This window comes from Cyclobacterium sp. 1_MG-2023, from assembly GCF_030546805.1.
Classification (GTDB): domain Bacteria; phylum Bacteroidota; class Bacteroidia; order Cytophagales; family Cyclobacteriaceae; genus Cyclobacterium.
In genome coordinates this window covers 23,032-44,415 of the sequence record NZ_JAUOPC010000021.1, presented here as the reverse complement: position 1 = coordinate 44,415, position 21,384 = coordinate 23,032, and the positions used below count along the sequence as shown (strand labels likewise).

At 40.0% G+C, this 21,384-nt stretch carries 18 protein-coding genes; 10 read left to right on the top strand and 8 right to left on the bottom strand.

The features are described 5' to 3' along the window. Positions 1-19: 19 nt before the first annotated feature. The gene (locus Q4534_RS22695; RefSeq protein ID WP_303615452.1) at positions 20-475 is read right to left on the bottom strand and encodes an Hsp20/alpha crystallin family protein; all 456 of its coding nucleotides are present in this window, start codon (positions 473-475) and stop codon (positions 20-22) included. Positions 476-749: 274 nt separating this feature from the next. On the opposite strand from Q4534_RS22695, the gene Q4534_RS22690 reads away from it, so the two are divergent. Beyond that, positions 750-947, top strand: a complete 198-nt coding sequence (locus Q4534_RS22690; RefSeq protein ID WP_303615451.1) for a hypothetical protein — start codon at positions 750-752, stop codon at positions 945-947. 375 nt (positions 948-1,322) lie between these two features. Next, the gene (locus Q4534_RS22685) at positions 1,323-1,502 is read left to right on the top strand and encodes a hypothetical protein (protein WP_303615450.1); all 180 of its coding nucleotides are present in this window, start codon (positions 1,323-1,325) and stop codon (positions 1,500-1,502) included. 208 nt (positions 1,503-1,710) lie between these two features. On the opposite strand, the gene Q4534_RS22680 is transcribed toward Q4534_RS22685, so the two are convergent. The 7 genes from Q4534_RS22680 to Q4534_RS22650 form a co-directional block, all read right to left on the bottom strand. Further along, a complete protein-coding gene (locus Q4534_RS22680) occupies positions 1,711-2,118 on the bottom strand; it encodes a hypothetical protein (RefSeq protein WP_303615449.1) in 408 nt (135 codons plus the stop codon). A 702-nt stretch (positions 2,119-2,820) separates the two neighbouring features. Further along, the gene (locus tag Q4534_RS22675; RefSeq protein WP_303615448.1) at positions 2,821-4,140 is read right to left on the bottom strand and encodes a Gfo/Idh/MocA family protein; all 1,320 of its coding nucleotides are present in this window, start codon (positions 4,138-4,140) and stop codon (positions 2,821-2,823) included. Between the two features lie 29 nt (positions 4,141-4,169). Beyond that, positions 4,170-5,324, bottom strand: coding sequence for an amidohydrolase family protein (locus tag Q4534_RS22670; RefSeq protein ID WP_303615447.1), 1,155 nt, complete (start codon positions 5,322-5,324; stop codon positions 4,170-4,172). Between the two features lie 418 nt (positions 5,325-5,742). Continuing rightward, positions 5,743-7,017 (bottom strand): TRAP transporter large permease, encoded by a 1,275-nt coding sequence (locus Q4534_RS22665; protein WP_303615446.1) that lies wholly within the window; start codon positions 7,015-7,017, stop codon positions 5,743-5,745. Next, positions 7,014-7,475, bottom strand: a complete 462-nt coding sequence (locus Q4534_RS22660) for a TRAP transporter small permease (protein ID WP_303615445.1) — start codon at positions 7,473-7,475, stop codon at positions 7,014-7,016. Before Q4534_RS22660 ends, Q4534_RS22665 begins: the two co-directional genes overlap by 4 nt. After that, positions 7,472-8,464, bottom strand: a complete 993-nt coding sequence (locus Q4534_RS22655; RefSeq protein WP_303615444.1) for a TRAP transporter substrate-binding protein — start codon at positions 8,462-8,464, stop codon at positions 7,472-7,474. The genes Q4534_RS22660 and Q4534_RS22655 overlap by 4 nt, the downstream gene beginning before the upstream one ends. Positions 8,465-8,541: 77 nt before the next feature. Then, the gene (locus Q4534_RS22650) at positions 8,542-13,794 is read right to left on the bottom strand and encodes a lamin tail domain-containing protein (RefSeq protein WP_303615443.1); all 5,253 of its coding nucleotides are present in this window, start codon (positions 13,792-13,794) and stop codon (positions 8,542-8,544) included. 104 nt (positions 13,795-13,898) lie between these two features. Here Q4534_RS22650 and Q4534_RS22645 point away from each other — a divergent pair, with 104 nt between their 5' ends. The 8 genes from Q4534_RS22645 to Q4534_RS22610 all read left to right on the top strand — a co-directional run bounded on the left by Q4534_RS22645 (position 13,899) and on the right by Q4534_RS22610 (position 21,370). After that, positions 13,899-14,888 carry an aspartate-semialdehyde dehydrogenase gene (locus Q4534_RS22645; RefSeq protein WP_303615442.1) on the top strand — a complete coding sequence of 330 codons (990 nt, stop codon included), beginning with the start codon at positions 13,899-13,901 and terminating at the stop codon, positions 14,886-14,888. 33 nt (positions 14,889-14,921) lie between these two features. Next, the gene (locus tag Q4534_RS22640) at positions 14,922-16,094 is read left to right on the top strand and encodes a THUMP-like domain-containing protein (RefSeq protein WP_303615441.1); all 1,173 of its coding nucleotides are present in this window, start codon (positions 14,922-14,924) and stop codon (positions 16,092-16,094) included. A 359-nt stretch (positions 16,095-16,453) separates the two neighbouring features. Continuing rightward, positions 16,454-17,071, top strand: a complete 618-nt coding sequence (locus Q4534_RS22635) for a TetR/AcrR family transcriptional regulator (RefSeq protein ID WP_303615440.1) — start codon at positions 16,454-16,456, stop codon at positions 17,069-17,071. Further along, on the top strand, positions 17,068-18,327 hold the full coding sequence (locus Q4534_RS22630; protein ID WP_303615439.1) for a TolC family protein: 1,260 nt from the start codon (positions 17,068-17,070) through the stop codon (positions 18,325-18,327). The genes Q4534_RS22635 and Q4534_RS22630 overlap by 4 nt, the downstream gene beginning before the upstream one ends. 13 nt (positions 18,328-18,340) lie before the next feature. Then, positions 18,341-19,246 (top strand): HlyD family secretion protein, encoded by a 906-nt coding sequence (locus tag Q4534_RS22625; RefSeq protein WP_303615438.1) that lies wholly within the window; start codon positions 18,341-18,343, stop codon positions 19,244-19,246. Between the two features lie 17 nt (positions 19,247-19,263). Continuing rightward, the gene (locus Q4534_RS22620) at positions 19,264-19,722 is read left to right on the top strand and encodes an OsmC family protein (protein WP_303615437.1); all 459 of its coding nucleotides are present in this window, start codon (positions 19,264-19,266) and stop codon (positions 19,720-19,722) included. A 2-nt stretch (positions 19,723-19,724) separates the two neighbouring features. Continuing rightward, complete coding sequence (locus tag Q4534_RS22615) at positions 19,725-20,630, top strand: ABC transporter ATP-binding protein (RefSeq protein WP_303615436.1); 906 nt, start codon at positions 19,725-19,727, stop codon at positions 20,628-20,630. After that, the gene (locus Q4534_RS22610; protein ID WP_303615435.1) at positions 20,627-21,370 is read left to right on the top strand and encodes an ABC transporter ATP-binding protein; all 744 of its coding nucleotides are present in this window, start codon (positions 20,627-20,629) and stop codon (positions 21,368-21,370) included. Before Q4534_RS22615 ends, Q4534_RS22610 begins: the two co-directional genes overlap by 4 nt. The last annotated feature ends 14 nt before the right edge of the window (positions 21,371-21,384 follow it).

The following is a 21,384-nucleotide window of genomic DNA, read 5'->3' as shown; positions in this document are numbered from 1 at the left end:
ATTCAGGATTTTTTCCCGATTATGATACTGTGATTTGCTTCACTCTTTTTAGCTCTTCTTTTTTAGGAAGTATAAGTTTAAGGATACCGTCTTGGTACTGAGCGTTGATCTGATCCACATCTACTTTGTCTTCTTCAATAAAGAAAGACCTTTCAAAACTTTCGTAATGGAATTCAGTTCGCTTTACCTTATGGCTTTCATCTTTTTCTTCCGTCTCTGTTTTTTTACTTGCGGAGATAATCAGATAGTCTTTTTCAAAGGAAATGTTAAAATCTTCCTTCTTCATACCGGGGGCAGCTACTTCCAACAAATACTCTTTGTCATTTTCTTTGATATTAACTGCCGGCCTGTTTCCATTGAAACGATTTTCAGGGCTACCCAATACAAAAGAAGATGGAACATCAAATAATTGATCCAACCAATTGTTAAAATCAGGTGCCTGTGTTTTTCTTCCGTTTGATTTTATAAGTGTCATGGCTATAGTTTTTTTAGTTTTAACTTCTTTATTTACTTGTCATTTTACAAAGTAAATGCCAATTGGAAAAATCAGGTAAACATCTGTAAAACAGGACAATACGTCAGTATTGTTGATTGGTTAAATGACATTATGACTGTTAAATATGGACAAAAGTGACGATATGGCATGGTGTGTTTGATTAAATATCAATAAGGAAAAATTATAATTAAGGGTAGGCCAATTTGGTAAAATATAGTCACAAGGATGGTTTATAAAATTAAAAGATGGGACCATGCATCAAGGCAGGCAAATAGATGTGGGAGAAGGCAGCATAGAAATATATACTTTAGCAAAAGGCTTTGTTACGTTTGCTAAGGAGAACATAGCCGATTATGGCTTGATCAAAAGTTCATTGATGCCCGAAGGTTTAGAAAAGAACCTTACCGATAGCGACCTCAAAGATTTGTTGTCTTTTTTATTGGAGCGATAGGGGGCTTAATAACTAACAATTTTAAACATTAAAAAATAGTAATGTTAGATAGCTTCATCAAGGTTTTAAAATTCATGGTTATACTTTCTTAATATTTAATCTCGGATTAAATGATTACCCTTAGGAATTTTTTATAATAAATTGGATATTAAATTATACTTAATTATTTTAATTAGATCATTTTGTCGAGATAATTAACAAATTAACTATATAATATGTATTTCTATGGGCTTGCCACCTAAGGTTGGGGATGTGTAAGTACATAACCAATTACTTTATGACCCTTAGGGAAAATTTGCTTGGTGTGTGTAAAGTATATTATGTGTAGTTGGAGCTGGTTTAGGCTGTTCCGTAAAAGGATTAAGTAAATTAATCATGAAAAATTTATTATATTCTTTAGTAATTTCTGCACTAGCGGTCATCGTTTTTGCTACTTTTAAAATCTTAACCGACCATTATTTGTATGGCTGGGGAATATTAGTAGCTGCTTTGGTTTTCATTTTTACATTGACTTTTTGGTTCACTCTGCAAAAAATGAAAAAACAACAAAGCTAGACGAAAGTTGGCTGTGCACTGTTGTAAGTTTTTTTTTTCAAAAGTTGCTTGGGATTCCTCTTGGCTTGGTGAGCAGGACCTTTCGAGAAATAGGAATAGTATAATAGTATGTTGAATCATCAAGCCTTGAGCTCGTTCGCGACTGAATTTTCACTTTTCGTCTATCAGTTTTTTTTAATTTTTGGTTTAATCTGGTTACAAACGAATACTAATTCTTTGATGGGATAATTGAAAATCGCTCAATTCCTTTGCTGTCAATAAATAGCCTTATTATTCCATTATCGTTTTTATATGGGATGTTTATGGTTTTATCATTATTTGTTAAGGAAATAAATTTATTCTCCATCTCATATTTATAAATTGAATCTCCAAAGAATTCCATACCAAACTTGGGATCTATTTTTACAAATGAATGGTCCTTTGAAAAAATAAATTTGCTATTGGGACTAGTAATTATAGGCAATATATTTTTTCGTGCAATTGAATCTTTTGCAAACTCCGGGGTCATTGTAAAATCGACGATAGAATATTCACCCTCTAACGTAAATTCTTTGTTATAAGGATTACATGAAAATACAAAAAAGGAGATTATAATAAGTAATGTTGTCTTCTTCATTTTGAGACTCTATTAAAGATAGAAGATATTTATCAGTCTAGATTAGGAGTTGTATGAATGGTGCAAGGCACTTGTTATAATCAAACATTAAATGACTTTTAAAAATGCCTATTTTCAAACGACTCACTGCTACTAAATTATTAAATACTAAAATAAAGACTTAGGAATAGGAATCAAATAGAAATAGAACAATTAATCTTGGATTTGAAGAAATTACTAATTAAGGTCGATATTTTGGCGGTATTGTTACCTTTTGTTTGCAACAATACTCTCTGAATCAGGTTATACTCATTTTTTACTAAAGGCAGGTAGCTTTGGCTAAATAAGATGTTTGCCGAGTTTATTTTGTATCACAGGCATTAAAATAACTATCATTCACTAAGCGAATTCCTATTTCAATTTTTGAGAGTTAAACAGTTCTTCTTTGATATGCGGGTCATGAAAATTACCAATATTTTGTAAAAGCATAAAATCTTCTGTTTCTATGGTAATTGTCTTTCCAAATTTTCTGATTGCTCATATTCCAATTTTATCTAACTGGGAGAGATATTTCGCCGCTGTTTTCGACTTATTTTAGTATCCTCCATTACGAAGTAAATTTTGTTGTAAGACACCGAAACTGGTTATTCAATAAATCTTGGCTATAGATTTTTGGTAATTCAGTTCTTATTCGCTGTTGGTGGGCTTTCATCAACTCTTTAATTAAGAATAAAGCTTTGCCCTGGTTTCCCATTTCCCTTTTGTGAAATCAGGGAAATCTACCGACCTGCTTTTGTCGGCTACTGAAGCGCCGGTAAGGGGAATAATGGCCGCGCTTGTTACTGAATCGTACACATCCCAGTCCGGCTGTTTGTTTTCCTGCAGGGCCAGAATCAATCGGTGCCAGTTTATGGGGGTTTGGGTTATACCACCACTGCCATGTCCTCGAATGGCGCCTCCTTTTCTCTCCGGTGGGGCATAGTTTTTTATGATATCATGCGCAAATTCTTCTAAGTATGGCGCCGCAGGTTCCCATTGATGTGCCTCCGGGCTTCTCCCTTCAATGTAAATGCGCTGGTTATCCCTTTCCTTTAAATAAATTCCTTTGGTGCCCTGAAGTCGGAAACTTTCTCTGGGGTGGGGCGTGTGGGTATCATGGTTGAGGGTGATCATTTTACCTTTTACTGTACGGATAAGCGAAGCGTTATAATCTCCCAGGGCCATCTTTTTAGTTGCATATGGGTGTTTTTCCCCATATTGGGCCTTGGCGTATTCATTGAGCATGCCCGATTTGGTACTCATGGAAACCAGGTAATCAAATCGGTCCCCATGGTTGATGTCCAATAAAGGCATCATGTTTCTCATGGGGTGGTCAGGGTACAGGTTGCCGTTCTTGTCTATGGCAGGTTGCAGTCTCCATGGTTCTTCTTCGGGATTAAACTTCACCATCCTTAGGTCATGAATATAACCACTTTCTGCATGGAGGATGTCTCCTAAAAGTCCTTTCCTCACCATATTCAACATGGTCAGGTCTCCAAAACCGCCTAAAACGATGCTGGCCCACTTCCCAGTTTTTTCAAAGGTTTCTACCAGTTCCCATGCTTCTTCCAATGTTTGGGCAAGAGGTACTTCACAGGCCGCATGTTTCCCATTTTTCATGGCCGCCAGGCAAATAGGTGCATGGGTATCCCAAGGTGTCGCACAGATTACCGCATCCAGTTCTTCTTCTTCACATAGCCGGATAAAATCTGTTGGGCCTTTTTCGTAAAGTTTGGGACTAGGCTGGCCGGATTCTTCAATCCATCGCTTGGCTTGGTAAAGGTTTGTAGGGTCAATGTCGCAAATGGCAGGGATTTCTACCCCGGCAATTCCCAGTGCAGTGTCCAGATGGTAAGAACCCCTACCTCCAATACCCACAAAACCCAGTCTTAGGTTTTTTTTGAAGTCTCTTGCAAAAGAAGGCTTGGCATGCAAACCGGCCGATAGACCTCCGAGGGCTAAGGAAGATAGTTTTAGAAAATTTCTGCGGTCGAGGTAATTCATGGTGTTTTTAATTTTTTAAAGTTTAAAAACTATTCGAGAAGTCCAGGATACCATTTTTCAGCATTGTACCTATAAATCTTATCTACCACGGATTTGGGTAGCTTTAGGCCTTTGAAGGAACCATCTACTTTTGGCACATTCATTTCATCATCTCCGGTGAAAAATTGCCAATGCCTTAACCATACTTCGTGGGCATGGGATGCAATCTCATCCGTTTGGGTCAATCCTTTGGCTTGTATATCGGATGCACTGGTTCTCAAATCTGTTCCATAAATTAGCCTGTCCTGGTATTTAATAAAGAAGTCATGAACCTCTTGCCAATTGGTAATGGCCTGGTATTGTAGGTGGGAAATTCTTTCGGCCATGTCCACTGCCATATTGGGGTAGCGATCCAGTCTTTTTGCCAATTCCTTAACATCGTATTCCAAACTTCCCAAATGTGCTCCAACAAATCTCAAATCAGGATTATCGGCCAACATCCGGTCTCGGGCCTCAATTTGATCATCATAGGAGGGAAAATCGGGAAAGTTGTACATGTGGTACTTTGGATTTTCACTAAAATAATCCTTGTCTCCCTGTACGGTCATTTCTTCTAGTGGCAACCAAGTGTTTTTGGGTTCACCAAGATGCCCCAATAGGGTAATGTTCTTTTCCGTTAAAAGTTTTAAGATGGGTTCAAATTTCTTGTCATTGATGGTTACCAATTCACCCTTGTCATTTTTCAATTCCATGCCCACGTTTTTCCAAACCTTAACCGCAATGGCTCCATGGGCAATGGATTTTTCTAAATAGGCTAGGGTTTTGCTTACCCAATCCTCCTCATTGAAACCATCCAATGAAAATGTGGTGGCATAGGAGACAATATCAGGAAAATCACGCACCATTTTTAAAGAGAAATTTTCTTGGTCCTCAGGGGTTCTGTTTGGGGAAGTGTATACACTAACGGTCAGTAGACCAAAATTATCCTTCGCCGCTTGATTGATGAAAAGGGTATCAAATTGACTGCGAAGGTGAAAATGGGTATCAAACTTCTTTATGGAGGAAAAATCTTCCATGGAATAGTAAGTATTTGCTGTCTGCTCAACCATTTTTTCTTGCTTTTGAGGAGATTTACAGAAGGTGAAAAATGCCAAAAGGCATAAGGAAAAAGTAAATGATTTACTTGTTATAGTAATTTTTTTCATGGTTATGGCTGTGTGGTTTTAGTTAAAGTGTATTTTGGAGATGGGCACAGTTACAAAAAGTTTGGCAGACTGATGGCACTATTCCCTCTTCTTATTTTCCTGTGGTTTAATTTAACCAAAGGAATTGTTAATATTAAAATTAATTGAAGTTTTTGTTTATTAATGAAGATTAAAAAAGAGGAATTGCGACATTTGGATGGACAAAATGGCTAATAATGGATGGTTATTTTCAGAGATTAAAAGTTTATTTTGTTTGCTGTTAACGTTAGAAATCCCCCTTGGTCCCCTTTTGAAAAAAGGGGGATTTTGATATTTTCAAGATTGACGATTGCGTAACGAAGTTAAAATTAAGTCAGCCTATTTCATTGTCACCAACTGAGCAATTTATCAAAGGTCGCCTCGATCAGAAGTTCGAGATTTACTCATAAAACAATCCCGGTAACCAGAGGCTTACTTCGGGGATATAAGTAATCATCAAAAGGACCAGAATACTCACCATCAAATAAGGCAAGCCTGCTACCGCTATTTTTTCAAGGGATATGCTCCCTATACTGGAAGCCACAAACAAACAAACTCCTACCGGAGGCGTGGTGAGCCCAATCACCAAGTTAAAAACCATAATGATGGCAAACTGCACAGGGTCTACGCCCACATTTACTGCTACGCCCAGCAAAACCGGGAACAGTATAAGCAAGGCGGCAATGGTTTCCATAAAGGCGCCTACAAATATAAGCAAGAGGTTGATTAACAAGAGTAGCATGAATTTGTTGGTGGTCAATTCCAATAGGCTATTGGCAATCAGCTGTGGCAACTCCTCTACGGTCATGATCCAAGCAAAGAGATTGGCAAAACCAACCAAGACCATCAAGGCAGCAGTTGTTTTGGCTGACTGAAGCAATATGGCCGGAATCATTTTAATTTTTAACTCTTTGTAAACCCAAAGACCAATGGCTATCGCATAAATTACGGCTACAATAGAGGCCTCGGTAGGCGTAAAAACACCTCCTATGATGCCAAAAAGAATAATTACGGTCATCATTAAGGCCCAAAATGCCTGGAAAAAGCTTTTGAAGATGAAGCCAAATGATTTTCTAGCCCTTTTGGGGTATTTTCTTTTCACAGAAATCAAATAGGTAATCAACATAAAACCTATTCCCAATAATACACCCGGAACAATCCCGGCTACAAATAACTTTCCCACGGAAAGTCCGGTAAGGGTGGCGGCAATGATCATCGGTAAACTGGGAGGAATAACAGGCCCAATTGTGGAAGAAGAAGCCGTGACGGCACAGGAAAAAGGCACATCATAGCCTTCTTTTTTCATGGCAGGAATCATTACAGAACCAATGCTGGCGGTATCGGCAATGGCCGTCCCGGAGATACCGCCAAATAACATGGAAGCCCCAACATTGGCCAGTCCTAACCCTCCTCTAATATGTCCCAAAAGCGCATTGCAAAAATTGATGATCCTACCGGTAATGCCACTGGCATTCATAAGGTTTCCGGCCAAAATAAAACCGGGAATAGAAAGCAATACAAATACATCAATCCCGGCATACATTTTTTGTGGGATCACCATTAATGGGATATCGCTAAACAACAAATAGGTAAAGGCGGAAATCCCCAAGGCAAAGGCAATAGGAAAGCCAATGGCCAATAGAACCAAAAAGACAATGAATAAAAGTGCTGTCATCTATTTTTCTGTATTAATTTCAAGGTACTGTAAAAGGCAACCGATAAGCCCATAATGGCCATGGTACCATACATAAAGGCCATGTTGAGGTTCATGGAAGGGGATTTTTGTATGCTCACAATCTCCATTAATGGAAGGCTTACCACAAACTGAGTAAACATCAAGCCGATAATGCATACCAAAATAATATTCTCCAATAGGGATTTGTATTTGGGCGATAGCCTGTCCAATAAAAAGTTTACACTTACATAACCATTGTCTTTTACAGCCAAGGCAGCACCCATGCTTACCAAATAGATGAAGCAAAAGCGGGCAAGCTCTTCGGTCCAATTGGGAGCCCAAGGCAAAAGGTACCTGGCAATAACCTGAAGCAATACAACGGCAATCATCACAACAAAACTTAGGTTTACGAGGAAACCCAGTACTTTATCTAAAGTGGGGAAGGGAGATTTTGTCATTTTACCTGCTGGATTCTATTTAAAAGATCTGTTTGTTCTTCATCAAAGGATTCCAGAACAGCTTCTTTGGCGGCTGCCTTGAAAGCTTCAATGTCAACTTCAATAAATTCCATTCCTTTTTCCACAAGAAAATCGTAATCTTTTTTCTCTTGAACTAAAAACAATTCATGTTCATATTCCTGCATTATTTTAGCTGATTCATCGATTACATTTTGCAGGTCCTTGGGGAGGCTATCGTATTTTTTACCACTCATGACCACATAAGCCCAGCTTTTCACATGTGAGGTTAACATACAGTATTTTTGCACCTCATAGAGGCCTGCATCTTTGATCAAGGCAAAAGGGTTTTCCTGTCCATGGATGGTGGATTGTTGCAAAGCAGTAAAAACCTCTGAAAAAGCCATAGGTGTAGGTTTGGCACCCAGTGTACTCCAAGTATCCACATAAAGAGAAACCGGTGGTACCCTTAAAATCATTCCTTGAAGATCGTCCGGATGGCGGATGATTCGATTGGCAGTTAGGTTTCTTGCCCCACGCTCAAACCAGGCAATGGGTCTGAATCCGGCACCATCCAAAATATGCTGCTCGATTTCCTTGCCCAAAGGTCCACCTGCCACTTTTTTTAGATGCTCAGAATCTCGGATAGCAAAAGGGGTGGCGCATAGGATGGCTTTGGGCAAGCTCCAGCTTTGTAGGGATTCTCCGGTAATCATAATGTCTGCACTTCCTACCAATAGTCCGGTCAACACATCCATCTCCTTACCGAGTTGTTCGTTGGGATAGACTTTTACTTCTATTCTGCCATTGGAGCGCTTTTTTACCTCTTCGGCAAATTTTAAACTGGCCAGGTGCCAACCATGCTGGTTGTTAGCCAGGTGTCCAAAACGTAAGACATATTCAGGTTTATTTTCTGAGGAGGCTGAGCAACTCCACAGTTGGATCAATAATAAAAATAGAAGCGTTAATCGACTTGGGTTCATTGTTTGCATATATAAAACTAAATTCTTTAGTTTCAATTGGAAAATCAAACCAAAGTACAAAAAATATGGGGCAAGGCATTCAAATTTCAGAATTTAGTGCCTACAACCACCGTTTTTTTGATGTGCTGTACATGGCCGGCAGGGTGAATGAGTTCTGCAGAAATTATATAGTAGCCCACACCTACCTTTTCTCCTTTTTCATTGGTGCCATCCCATGTATAAAACCCATTTGTTGCCCAGATTTCGTTTTGGCACAAAAGTTTTACCTCTAGCCCGGAAGCAGAAAAAATGCGAAGGGTGGCCAGATAGTTGGGCTGGTCCATTTTATAGGAAATGGTGGTAAAAGGTTGTTCTCCTGTTGCATCAGGAATAAATATTTCGGGTGAAATGGTCAATCCTACCCCTCCGGAATTTCCATCATATACCTGTGAGTTTTTATAGCCGGGTGTGGCATGGTTTTCAGCTGCTGCTGCAGAATGCCAGTTTTTAGGATCATTTACCTCCTCCCCGCTGGCATATCTTTCGAGAGAAATACCTTTGGCATCTCTCAAAAAACCATGGTGATAATCTTCATCGTAATCGAATCTTTGTGGCCAACTTTCTTCAGGATCTAATAAAATGACTGTCCCCGAACGGATAGGATAGCTTGGTAAAATCAATTCCAAGAAATTGCTGTTTACCGCCTTTGGGAAATGGGTAACTAGGTTCTGCTTATCGGTGGTAAGTACCAAATAAGTAAAAGGGTCAAAGATAAAATCATCCGAGGTTAGAATTTTCCTGTTGTCAATTTCTCCTTCCGAAAAGTTGGCCAGTTTCCAGTTTTTGAGGTTGATGAGCTTGCTTGAATTATTGTAAATTTCAACAAACTTTGGAGCACCCGTCGGTGGATTAAAAAGAATCTCATTCAAAACAATGTCTCCTTCTTCCGGATTGCCGGGTATTTTCACCAAAGCCTTATTATTATCTAAGGCATTTCCAGAGCAATCTCTCCAGTTTATTATCGTAATTTCATAAGCTTGGTTTTCTTCCAAAGGTTCTTCTAGATAAAGAATCCATTGGAAAGGATCATCGGAGTCTTGAATTGCATTTATGATTTTGACCGAAGGGACAATTTCAAAATCGACCATATTCCCCATCTCTTTAGCAGAGGGTTTTGAGAACTGTAAGATGATTTGGTTGTTGTGACTGACTTGCGAGCTGAGCAGTTGAGGAGAACTGCGGTCCGGACTATTATCAAACACGGAATTAACGGCACCGGGTGTGCCCTTGGCTTCAAGGCCAGCAGGTGCATAATTGCTTGGCCCTTCACAAGTAGACCAAGGATTTATCAGCTCCCAGCTATAGCCATTTGTAAGCACTTCGCTTGCTAAAGGCATTTGCGGGTCATAGCTCATCTTGTCCACAAGTTCATCTTTTTGATTCAAAAGAGAAATTTCATCTCCACCATTCAATAATGCAGGCCAAGGACTGAGGCCGATTACCTTTCCATAATTGCTAAAGGCAGTTTCTGAAGCCAATGGACAAAGAATAATATATTCTCCGGGTTTCATTTCTGTCCGTGCCAAGACAGTTCGGGTTCTAGAATTTGCCAACAGCATCCCTCCTAAATTAAAAGTACTATCAGTAGGATTGAATATTTCAATATATTCAGAATCCGGCAAGCCAGAGCCTTCTCTGGGGGCAGGCATGACTTCATTGATCAGGATATCTTTATACCCTGCAACAGTTACCTCTTTGTAAAGAAAATCAAATTCAATCGGATCAATTTCATTCCCATCTAAATCCTCTAACTGTTGGACTTGCAAAGTGAGGGTTACGTTGTTTGGCCAAGTATTTTCAAAGGTGAGCAATACCAGTTTACCACTTTCTTCTAAAGTTACTGTTTGAGGGTTTTGGTCTGCAATGCTGTAAAATTGTGGGACAAGTGCCAGCACGGGATCCAGTTCTTTATCAAAATACAGGGCAATTTGATTTTCAGGGAGGACGGCCACCTCCAAAAGTTGAGGAGCTGAAGGATTCCATGAAATGGGCCTTTGGCTACCCGGTAAGATACGCTTGTTTCGCTCTTGCCTTGGTGGAATTTTTAGTGTCAGCTGAAGGCCTTGCTGGAGCGGAGAAGAAATCAATACCTGGATTTGCTCAGGGTAAGATTGGCTTAAAAATGGTTCCAGTTCAAAGTTTTCCTCTACAAAATTAAAAGGTTCAAGCCAGGGTGACTCAGCCAGTGTCACATCATGGTTGATGATGATTTGCTGATTATTTTCCAGCCAAATATCATGAATGCCATCATCATAGTCCAGCACAGTTTGAAATAAATGTCCGGAAATATCCGGAGCTTCTTGTTTTGGATCCACTTGAACCGATACCTCATCACCAAGCTTTAAAGGGGTTTTCAATTTTAATATGACTTGATAGGGATTTATTTGATTTACTTCCAGAGGGAGCTCGCCTTGTACCAAGTATTGCTCTATAAATAAAATTGTACTTGGATCATAAAACCTTGTGAAAGAAATTTGTACAGATTCAGCATCCCAAAGCATGGCCTCAGCTACGGAAAGCAGCCTATTGTCAATGGCGTAATTGAGCGCTTTCCCAAGCTCCCCATTTATGCTGCTTACAGTAGGGACTGTTAAAGCTAGCTGAATAGCCGGCCAAGCCTCTTCATTGTACAGGGTGATTTTATTTCCGGCATTGTTAAGTTCAAACTGGGTAATTAATTGTTCATTGACCAAGATTGAATCCGGTCGAGCTACGCTTTTATTAAAGGAGATTACCAATGAATAGGGATGGGTAAAATATGCTGTGTCAATCATTGGTGGGAGGGTGTCCCAAACAAAGCGGTGCTTTAAAGGCGCTGTCAATTTTTGCCCATACAGGTCCTCAAGACCATCAATGCTCAAATGGTAGGCTTCACCGGTAACCCATTCTGAAGGGAACTGAAGTAAAACCTGTTGTTCATTGAGCATTTCCAATTCTTGTGGATGTTCATTCTTTTCCTCTATTCTATAAACCTGAGGCAGCAGGGCCCGCTTTGGCTCCAGAGCTTTGTTAAATGTCAGAAGAAGACTTTTATTGTTTGGGGTTTCCACTTGTTCCAGTTCAATGGGTCTTGTGTCTAGAACATAGGCTTTTTGTAAGCTTATCCTGCCCTTACCTTCGGTATCCACCAGGTTTTGCACTTGCAATTGTTGTACTTTGTTCTCCGTAAATTCAGCATCAAAAAACAAAATAAAGCTATTGGGTTCTTCAGAATCTTGCAAAACCCTAATGGGATGAATTAGCCTTTCTCCGGCCAGATAATTTTCAGGATTTGTAGCGGTTTCCTGACTGATGTTTGCCAAGTAAGTTACTTTCAAACTATTCGGTGAAAGAATCATAACTGTATCCAAAACATCTTCCCAAGCAAAGAAAATGGTATCCTTTTGCATTTGGTTTCCTGACTGGTCTGCAATATTGCTTAGGCTTAAGCCATAGGTTTCACCGAATAGCAGTGGCTTTGAAAGAGCGATTCGAACTTCAGTGGATGGCTCTTCTAATATAGCAGGAGCAAGCGTGATCTCTTCTTGTGAAATCAATTTATAGTGCAGAGGGTTGCGTGCTGATATAGGATCAACAGCTTCATCAAATTTCACAACAATGGTTGATTCATCAATTCCCCCGACTTTCTCAGCAAGCGGAGGAAGGCCATCATAGGTAAAGATTATTTCATTCTCAGTCAAAGGCAGGGCATAGCAATCCAACAAATTTTGAATGGTTAAACTATAGGATTCGCCTGAAATCATAGGGTTACTGAGCTCAAGAAGCATGGAATTTTGACCAAACTCCTTAATAATCAATACTTGATCATTAAGAGAAATGTTGGGGTTTGTTGTTAAAACAGGAGGAAGTATTTTGGAGAAAGTAAGTTGGATTTGCTGGGAGGACAAAGTTTGGAGCTCAAGGATTTCAAAAACCCTTTGATCTGGAGCTTCGCCAAATCTATTGTTTGTGGTTCCGGGAGTCCCCCCTTGGGCTGCTGCAGTAGCCTTCCAATTGTAAGTGTCATCACAGTTTAGAAATGGGTTGATGCGCTCTATGGACCATCCACCATTTTCTTTTTCCTTGTCGGCATACAGGGATCGGTCATAGCTCAGACTATCTAATAGGTTACCAAAGTCATCTTTTATCAGGATCACCCCACCATTGTTGACCAAGGTTGGAAAAGCCTCCATGGCTGCCACCTTTCCAAACGGCTGAAACAAATCCTTATTGGTGGCGGCACAAAGGATCAAGTGTTCCTGCGGTTGAACGAGCACTTGGGGAATTGTCGCATCATTATAAGTGAAATTGTTCAGTTTGATGGCCTTCTCTGTTAGGTTAAAAAGTTCAATATATTCAGCATTGGGAAGAGTAGGGTTCTCCGGGATCAAACCTTTGGGGTTTGGGTCCGGCATGATTTCGTTGATTACAAGGGCTCCGGGAGGGGTGGATTTTGGATAGTCAAAACTAATGGACCAGTCTTTAAATACTTTGCCTGATTGCAGGGATTTGATCTCTTTGAAAAGTAAGCGGTAGTCATTATTGTAAATATAGTCTTCAAAGTGAAGCAGCAAATGCTTGCTTTGGGGCTGAAAAATGCTCTTGGCCTGACCATATTTGGAACTAAGGGTTGCAATCTCTGAAACCAGGGCCACTTCCTGGTCAAATGCGATCAGTAAACTACTGTCATTGTCTGTAGGGATGATTTTAGCACTTAGGGATTCGCCTTCTTCTTCAGTCTCTGCTATACTGAAATTATCTAGAAACAATCTGGCAGCAGTGCCGGAACCTTCTCCATAGGCTATTTCTAGTTTTATGGTCAAATCTTCTATATCCGTATAAATTGCAGGTATCGGTTGCCGGTATTCCAGGTAAGGGGAGTCTTCATTGAGAAAAGAGCTGTCTGATCCGATTAAGCTTGGGGTCGAATAACCCTTTCCTTGATCTGTGGAATAGGAAAGGTATAAAAGCACAGGTCTGTTGCCTGATCCATTTTTACCGGTTTTGGCCCAAAATGAAATTGTAGGGTTTTTTAACCCTACAGTCAATGTTTTTATGTAAATTTGCGCGTTGAAAGTACTGGTAGTCTGAATGGCCAAGGCCTGGGAATCAGCGATTCCTTCTCCTGAAGCTTGAAAAACCCTGGATTTTCCGGAGCGAACTTGACTGGCTGACCATCCGGGCAGAAATTCTGCCGGGTAGTTGACGATGTTGAATTCAGTCTCAAAGTCTTGTTTGGCAAATGTTTGGCCAAGGCAGGGAATTGAAAAACCAAATAGGGAAGATGCTATGAAAGTCCAAATTAAAGTACTGGTTTTCATAACATTAATATAACTAAAAGTATACTAAATAAGTATTTATTGTTGAAGAATATTTTTCCCGGGACAGAACCGGGAGAGTTTAATCGGTCAAAATTATAATTAAAATGAAGTTAGCCGTAGTTGGAGCCACCGGATTGGTAGGTTCAGAAATCCTAGAAGTGCTCGAAGAGCACAATTTCCCTTTCGATGAATTATTGTTGGTTGCCTCTGAGCGTTCTGCAGGGAAAAAGATTGCTTATAAGGGTAAGGAGTATACGGTAATTGGTCTCAAACAGGCTGTGGCAGAAAAGCCGGATGTGGCGATTTTCTCAGCCGGAGGAGGAACTTCTCAGGAATGGGCACCGCAGTTTGCTGAAGTTGGAACTATTGTGATTGACAATTCTTCTGCATGGAGGATGGATCCTACCAAAAAATTGGTAGTGCCGGAAATCAATGGCAAGAGCCTTAGAATTGATGACCGCATCATAGCGAATCCCAACTGCTCTACCATTCAAATGGTACTAGCTTTGGCTCCTTTGAGAGAAAAATATGGCATCAAAAGAATCGTGGTATCTACCTATCAGTCAGTTACCGGAACAGGTAAAGATGCAGTAGACCAGATGATGGCAGAGAGAAATGGAGAAAAAGCCGATATGGTTTATCCCTATAAAATTGATTTGAATGTATTGCCTCATATAGATGTGTTCCAAGAAAATGGTTACACCAAAGAGGAAATGAAGATGATCAATGAAACCAAGAAAATCTTCAGTGATGATTCCATTCAGGTAACAGCTACTGCTGTAAGGATCCCTGTGATGGGGGGGCATTCAGAAGCGGTGAATGTTGAATTCCACAATGATTTTGACTTGACAGAAGTCAAAGAATTGTTGGCCAATACTCCGGGTATTATTGTAGAAGATGATCCGGCAAATAATGTTTATCCCATGCCATTGAATGCGCATAAAAAAGATGAGGTGTTTGTAGGAAGATTGAGAAGGGATGAAACCCAAGCCAATACCCTTAATATGTGGATCGTAGCCGATAACCTTCGAAAAGGAGCAGCTACGAATGCCGTTCAGATTGCCGAGTATTTACTGGAACACAGCATGGTTTAAGTGAACCTTGAAAATATATATCATCAAGAATTGATGCAGTTTGTGCAGGATCATCTAAAGGAAGATCCTGCACATTTGCTTTTAAGGCAAAAGACTGCGCCGGGAATAGACTTAAAAATAGCTGCCAGGCAAATAGCCATGCGACAAAAAGCGGCTAAAAAGCTTCCTTTTTGGGCCGGTTATCCTTCAATTATTTTTCCACCTAGCCTATCTATGGAACAGTGCTCTTCTGAGCTTACTGCCGGATACAAGTCCCAGCTGGTCCAAGGCAAAACTTTTATAGACCTTACGGGAGGCTTTGCTGTAGACACTTTTTATATCGGCAAGGAATTCAAAGAAATTACCTATCTAGAAAGGCAGCAAGAGCTGGTGGAACTCGCCCGACACAATCTTTCCAGATTGTTAAAGGGCCAAGAAATCAAATTGAGTTTGGTGCATGGAGAGTCGGTTCAGTTTATTGAAAAGACAAGTGCCAAATACGATGTGCTTTTTGTGGATCCGGCTAGAAGAGGTAGTGGGAATCAAAAGATGTATCAGCTCAAAGACCTTGAACCTGATGTGAGCCAAAATTGGGATTTGTTTCGGGATAAAGCCAAAGTAATCTTGATCAAAGCATCACCTATGCTTGACATCCAGGCAGCACTAAAAGAATTACCGGAAATCAACCAAGTACATGTGGTGGCTGTCAAAAATGAGGTAAAAGAATTGCTGTTTCTTTACAATGGCAAGAATGAGCCTTTGAAAGTGGTCGCCACTGAATTGGGAAGAAATAGTGCGCAACAGTTTTCCTTTTCCTTGGAGGAAGAAACAAATGCCTTGGTCAATTATTCTTTGCCACAGAAATTTTTGGTATTACCATTTTCCTGCATTTTAAAGGCAGGAGCATTTAAAAGCTTTGGCAAGGAGTTAGGCTTGAGTAAGCTTCATCCGCACACCCATCTTTACACCGGAAATGAAATATCCGGGTCAATCAATGGTAGGGTATTTGAAGTGCTGGAAGAGCTGAAACTGGATAAGAAAGTGCTTAAAAAACGCTTTCCTGATGGAAAGGTGAATGTATTGACCCGCAATTTCCCCAGCAAGCCGGACCAAATCAAAAAGAGGTACAAGCTTAAAGATGGAGGAGATGAATATTTGATCGCTTGCACATTAATGGATGGGCAGACTGCTGTGTTAAGGTGCAAACTTTCTCAAGAAAATACCTAGCAATCAACTGGTATGAGTTTTATTTCTATTTAGGTGCTTTTGTCCATTCTTTAGTGAGCGGAGATGTCTCATAATAGCATTTTTTTACCGGTAAGGGCGAATTTTTGGACCTCATTAATACCATTTCCATAAAGGTATCTAACGGAATACTCAGAGAGGATTGAAAATTCTACCTATTTTCCCTTCGTGATAGCTTCTCCACAATGGTGCGCTGTTTCATTTAACTTAATTGATTATGTTTTATTAAGGCATTGATTTAGCGTATTTTAACCTATTAGTAAATTTTTTTCGCCATCAATTTTCTTTTGTAAAAATAAATTTTACATTTGTTAACCAAATGGTTAAACCATAAGGTTAATATGGCGGAGAAAAAATTTAATCAAGACACAGAAAAGAAAATCTTGGAGGCAGCCAAGGAAGTTTTCCAGCAGAAGGGCATGGATGGAGCCCGAATGCAGGAGATCGCAAATGCAGCGGGCATCAATAAAGCCATGTTGCATTATTATTTTAGAAGCAAGCAATTGCTTTTTGAGGCGGTGTTTAAGAATGCTTTTTCCTTATTGTCTCCTCAACTCAATAAGGTTTTAAATGATGATTCATCCATAGAGGAAAAGGTGAAAAGCTTTACCCATAATTATATTTCCTTTATGAAAAAGCACCCTTACCTTCCAAATTTTATCATTCAGGAGTCAAACCGAAACCCAGCATTTTTTGAGATGATCCAAGACAGTAAAGGCTTTCCATCTCTTGACAAATTTAAAAAGCAGGTAGCACAGGAGGTTGAGGAAGGGATTTTGAGACCTATCGATGGGGAGCAGTTATTTGTGACCATTGTTTCGTTGAATATTTTTCCTTTTGTAGCCAAGCCACTTATTAGGGGTTTTATGAAATTGGGAGTGGATGACTTTGAGCAACTAATGGAACAGCGTAAAACCTTTGTTTCCGAATTCATTATCAACTCAATAAAAAAGTTATGAGAGAGATAGTAACAATTATTCTGGCAATGGTTCCCTTTCTTGTACCTGCACAGCAGCTGCTCACCTTGGAAGAATGCTTTAATCTTGCAGAAATAAATTATCCGTTAAGCAGTCAGAAAATTTTTTTGGAGGAACAATTTCAATCTGAGGTCAGGGTGCTCGAATTGCAGAAACTACCTAAACTAGACCTAAATGCGCAAACTACTTATCAATCTGAGGTCACGAGAATTCCTATAGAATTGCCGAATACTGACATCCAACCACCAAATAAGGATCAGTATAGGGCGACGTTAGATGTCAACCAATTGATTTATAGCGGTGGGAGCATAGCGGCAAATGCCAAGTTAAAACAAGCTGAATTAAAAACACGACAACAAGAGGTAGAAGTTACCATTTACCAGGTTAAGGAAAGAGTCAATGCCGTTTATTTCAAGATTTTACTCCTTCAGGAACAAGAAAAACTGCTGGATTCTAAAATGAAAATTTTGCAGGAGCGGGCAAAGGAAGCGGTTTCTGCCATTAGAAATGGGATGGCCCTACCTTCCACAAATCAGCATTTACAAGCAGAAATATTATTATTGGAGCAACAAAAAGTTCAGCTGAAATATGACCGCAAAAAAGCATTAGAAAGCCTTTCCTTACTAATCTATAAGGACATTGATTTCAATGATACATTGTTGAAACCAGAGATAGCGCAAACATTTAATACCCTGCTTAACCGGCCGGAATTAAAACTATTTGAATACAAGTCCCGGCAGTTAGACATTTCTAAGGAATTAATTGATAAAGAAAAATCCCCCAGCCTCATGGGTTTTGCACAGGCTGGATATGGGAACCCTGGATTGAACATGTTAGACAATTCCTTTCAGGACTTTTATATGGTTGGTTTAAAGTTCAACTGGAGGTTATTTGACTGGGGCAAGGCTCAGGAAAAAAAGTTGGGAGTTGAAGCATTAAAGCGTGTGGTGGCCACAGAGAAAGAAACCTTTGTACGCAACAATGAGATCCAATTGCTAGAGGCACGGGAGGACATCAACAAGTACAAAGAAATTTTAGCCCATGATGCCTCAATCGTCAACTTGAGGGAAGAAGTAATTGCATCAAGTACCTCCCAATTTCAAAATGGGACCATCACTTCTTCGACATACATCATTGAACTCAACAAGCTTTATGAGGCAAAAGTCAATCAAAAGCTGACTGAAATACAGTTGGTCATGAGTCAGGCAAGGTACAAATTAATTAGGGGTGACTTTTAAATACAGAACCGAAATGAAAACCTTCAAACTATTTTTATCAAGTATTCTTCTGCTAGGAATAGTATCCTGTGAAAATGAAGAGAAAGCAGATGGCTATGGTAATTTTGAGGCAACTGAAATTACTGTTTCAGCTGAGTCTTCCGGTAAATTATTGTCCTTAGCCGTAGAAGAGGGGCAAGTGATCGAGAAGGGAACCTTTGTGGCTTTGGTAGACACCTTGCCCTTGTTTTTATCAAAGCAACAATTGTTGGCTGCCAAGGAAACGGTAGCATCAAAATCCGGTAGCATTTCTTCGCAGATAAATGTGCTGGAAGAACAATTAAAAAACGCAGCTTTAGAATTTGACCGTATCTCAAAAATGTTTGCCGATGGTGCGGCCACTCAGCAGCAATTGGATAAAGGGAGAAATCAAGTCGAAGTTTTAAAAAAACAGATTAAAAACGTTCAAAGTCAGCAAATGCCTATTGAGAAAGAAGCATTGTCTTTTGATGCGCGCATTGCTCAGATAGATCAGCAAATCGCCCAAAGTGTTTTGAGGAATCCTATTTATGGAACGGTATTGGGTAAATTTGCTGAGGCAGGTGAGGTTGTTGCTTTTGGAAAGCCGTTATATAAAATTGCAGATTTGGACAATATGCTTTTAAGGGTTTACATAAGTGAAATGCAATTACCGGATATCAGCATCGGGCAAGATGTAACGGTAAAAATTGATTCAAATGAGGGAATGAAAGCATATGATGGTAAGGTTAGCTGGGTATCCTCTACGGCTGAGTTTACTCCGAAAATCATTCAAACAAAGGAAGAAAGAGTAAACCTGGTTTATGCAGTGAAAATAAAGGTGAACAATGATGGCGCCCTAAAAATAGGTATGCCAGCCGAAATGTGGATCGAAAATACCTTGAGCGAAAAAAGTAACTAACCATAATCAATAATCCCATGGAAAACCATCAGTACAATGTAGACATCAATTGGAATGTAGATAGAAAGGGCCTTATGTGTTCGCCGGAACTTAAAATGGGCGAGTCCGATTCGTCCAATTGTATTGCGGTGGCTACACCTCCGGAATTCCCTAAAGGAATGCCCAATATCTGGTCTCCGGAACATTTATTTACTGCCTCGGTGAGTAGTTGTTTGATGACTACATTTTTGGCCATTGCAGAAAATAGCAAACTGGATTTTGCTGCTTTTAGCTGCAATGCAAAAGGAATTTTGGCCAAAGAGGAGGGCAAATTTGCCATGACAGAAATTATTCTTTCACCAACGGTGACCATCTTCAATGAAAAAGATAGAGAACGGGCCGAACGGATTGTTCAGAAATCTGAAGCGGCTTGTTTGATTTCCAATTCAATTAAATCAAAAATCTCCTTAAACATTACCATTCAAATAAAGGATTAAATATGAGCATTTCCCTTCACCAAATCAGCAAGACCTATAAGGGCATAAGTGCGGTTCAGGACATTTCATTTGAGGTAAAACCGGGTGAGTTGTTTGGAATAATAGGGCCTGATGGTGCAGGGAAAACCACCTTGTTTCGGATTTTGACTACGCTTTTATTGGCAGATACCGGCACTGCAGTAGTAGCAGGCATGGATGTAGTGGAGGATTATATTGCAATTCGAAAATCTGTCGGCTATATGCCGGGCAGGTTTTCACTATACCAGGATTTGACAGTGGAGGAGAACCTGCAATTTTTCGCTACCATTTTTGGTACAACGCTCGAAAGAAATTATGAGCTCATCAAGGAAATCTATGAACAGATAGAACCCTTTAAAACCCGAAGAGCGGGAAAGTTATCCGGGGGAATGAAGCAAAAACTTGCCCTTTGTTGTGCCTTGATTCATAAACCTAAAGTGCTTTTTCTGGATGAGCCTACCACCGGTGTGGATCCCGTCTCCAGAAAGGAATTCTGGGACATGTTGAAGCGACTGCAAGCAAAAGGTATTACCATATTGGTTTCTACGCCATACATGGATGAGGCTGCTTTGTGTGATAGGGTAGCCCTTATGCAGAATGGGCGTATTATGGAGATTGACAGCCCTAAAAAAATTGTGGAAAAGTACCCTAAAGCAGTTTATGAAATCGGAGCCGGAGAAAGACATAAATTGATACAAGTGCTTCGGGATTTCCCTTACCTGTACAGTGTGTACCCCTTTGGCGAATATGTACATTATACCGATAGTCGATCCGATTTGGATATTCCTGAACTGGAAGAATACCTGAAAGCAAATGGACTTACCGGGATTTATATTGGTTTAACTGAACCTACCATTGAGGATGTTTTCATGGAAATGGCAAAAGAATGAAAGACAACAAGGTAATAGCGGTCAAAAATCTAACAAAGAGGTTTGGTGATTTTCTGGCTGTAGATGCCATAAGCTTTGAAGTAAAGGCCGGAGAGATATTTGGCTTTCTCGGGGCCAATGGAGCGGGGAAAACCACGGCCATGAAAATGCTTATAGGCATTTCCAAACCCAGTTCTGGAGAAGCAATGGTAGCAGGTTTTGATGTCTATACTCAAACGGAGCTTATCAAAAAGAACATTGGCTATATGAGCCAGAAATTTGCCCTCTATGATGATTTAACAGTGAGGGAGAACATCACCTTTTTTGGTGGGATATACGGCTTGTCCCGGGCTACAATTAAGGAGAAGGTAAAGGTATTGGTAACGGAGCTAAAGCTGGAAAATATAATTGATCAACTGGTTGGCGCTTTGCCATTGGGTTGGAAGCAAAAATTATCCTTTTCGGTGTCTCTCCTGCATGACCCTAAAATTGTTTTTCTAGATGAACCTACAGGGGGAGTGGATCCCATTACCAGGAGGCAATTCTGGGAAATGATCTATCATGCTGCTGATAAGGGAACAACCCTATTTGTGACTACGCATTATATGGACGAGGCAGAATATTGCGATAAGGTATCCATTATGGTCAATGGGAAAATTGAAGCAATGGGTCCTCCTAAGCTTTTGAAGGAGCGATATGGGGCGGGTAACCTGAATGAGGTTTTCTTGAAACTGGCAAGGGGCAGTAAACCGAATGAATAAAAAGAAATTCAATT

What these genes read in the sequence shown, in the direction of transcription:
- Q4534_RS22635 (WP_303615440.1), top strand. Translation starts at nt 16,454, where the DNA reads ATGGCGGAGAAAAAATTTAATCAAGACACAGAAAAGAAAATCTTGGAG.
- Q4534_RS22690 (WP_303615451.1), top strand. Translation starts at nt 750, where the DNA reads ATGCATCAAGGCAGGCAAATAGATGTGGGAGAAGGCAGCATAGAAATA.
- Q4534_RS22620 (WP_303615437.1), top strand. Translation starts at nt 19,264, where the DNA reads ATGGAAAACCATCAGTACAATGTAGACATCAATTGGAATGTAGATAGA.
- Q4534_RS22675 (WP_303615448.1), bottom strand. Translation starts at nt 4,140, where the DNA reads ATGAATTACCTCGACCGCAGAAATTTTCTAAAACTATCTTCCTTAGCC.
- Q4534_RS22645 (WP_303615442.1), top strand. Translation starts at nt 13,899, where the DNA reads ATGAAGTTAGCCGTAGTTGGAGCCACCGGATTGGTAGGTTCAGAAATC.
- Q4534_RS22615 (WP_303615436.1), top strand. Translation starts at nt 19,725, where the DNA reads ATGAGCATTTCCCTTCACCAAATCAGCAAGACCTATAAGGGCATAAGT.
- Q4534_RS22680 (WP_303615449.1), bottom strand. Translation starts at nt 2,118, where the DNA reads ATGAAGAAGACAACATTACTTATTATAATCTCCTTTTTTGTATTTTCA.
- Q4534_RS22660 (WP_303615445.1), bottom strand. Translation starts at nt 7,475, where the DNA reads ATGACAAAATCTCCCTTCCCCACTTTAGATAAAGTACTGGGTTTCCTC.
- Q4534_RS22665 (WP_303615446.1), bottom strand. Translation starts at nt 7,017, where the DNA reads ATGACAGCACTTTTATTCATTGTCTTTTTGGTTCTATTGGCCATTGGC.
- Q4534_RS22670 (WP_303615447.1), bottom strand. Translation starts at nt 5,324, where the DNA reads ATGAAAAAAATTACTATAACAAGTAAATCATTTACTTTTTCCTTATGC.
- Q4534_RS22625 (WP_303615438.1), top strand. Translation starts at nt 18,341, where the DNA reads ATGAAAACCTTCAAACTATTTTTATCAAGTATTCTTCTGCTAGGAATA.
- Q4534_RS22695 (WP_303615452.1), bottom strand. Translation starts at nt 475, where the DNA reads ATGACACTTATAAAATCAAACGGAAGAAAAACACAGGCACCTGATTTT.
- Q4534_RS22655 (WP_303615444.1), bottom strand. Translation starts at nt 8,464, where the DNA reads ATGCAAACAATGAACCCAAGTCGATTAACGCTTCTATTTTTATTATTG.
- Q4534_RS22650 (WP_303615443.1), bottom strand. Translation starts at nt 13,794, where the DNA reads ATGAAAACCAGTACTTTAATTTGGACTTTCATAGCATCTTCCCTATTT.
- Q4534_RS22640 (WP_303615441.1), top strand. Translation starts at nt 14,922, where the DNA reads ATGCAGTTTGTGCAGGATCATCTAAAGGAAGATCCTGCACATTTGCTT.
- Q4534_RS22610 (WP_303615435.1), top strand. Translation starts at nt 20,627, where the DNA reads ATGAAAGACAACAAGGTAATAGCGGTCAAAAATCTAACAAAGAGGTTT.
- Q4534_RS22630 (WP_303615439.1), top strand. Translation starts at nt 17,068, where the DNA reads ATGAGAGAGATAGTAACAATTATTCTGGCAATGGTTCCCTTTCTTGTA.
- Q4534_RS22685 (WP_303615450.1), top strand. Translation starts at nt 1,323, where the DNA reads ATGAAAAATTTATTATATTCTTTAGTAATTTCTGCACTAGCGGTCATC.